Here is a 423-nt window from a genome sequence, read left to right on the forward strand (position 1 = left end):
GATGTGCTGGCTGGATATCGTTGATGAGTATCGGCGCGGCGAACTGAAGTTTATCCCGCTGATCGATACGGTGCTGAAGCCGTTTACCTTGTCGCTGTGTGTTGCGCCGCAGCGCCAGCTTTCGATTGCGGCTTCGATGATGCTGCGCGAGCTGGAGTCGTTTTTTGCGCTGATGCAGAGTGAGGAGTTGCTGGCGTAAATGGTCGCCATGAATGGCGTAATGCCGATCAGTTAAGCACAGAGCGACTTTCGTTCGCAATGTGCTGAGGCAGTTGCAGCACCCTGGTGCGGCGACCGAGCAGAGAGCGCCTGGCCGCGCCCTCTGGACTCCCGGGCCCTGCGCCAGCCCAACCCGCCGCTACGCGGTACCTTCACTCATTCACGATTCCTGACGGACCGGCGGCGATTCGCTCCTGCTCAGCG

At 60.3% G+C, this 423-nt stretch carries 1 pseudogene; it reads left to right on the forward strand.

The window, feature by feature from the left end:
* Positions 1-199: pseudogene (locus RTY00_RS24550) on the forward strand (LysR family transcriptional regulator); the annotation flags it as partial.
* Positions 200-423: the final 224 nt, after the last annotated feature.

The organism is Pantoea sp. CTOTU49201, from assembly GCF_032054795.1.
Lineage (GTDB): Bacteria > Pseudomonadota > Gammaproteobacteria > Enterobacterales > Enterobacteriaceae > Pantoea > Pantoea symbiotica.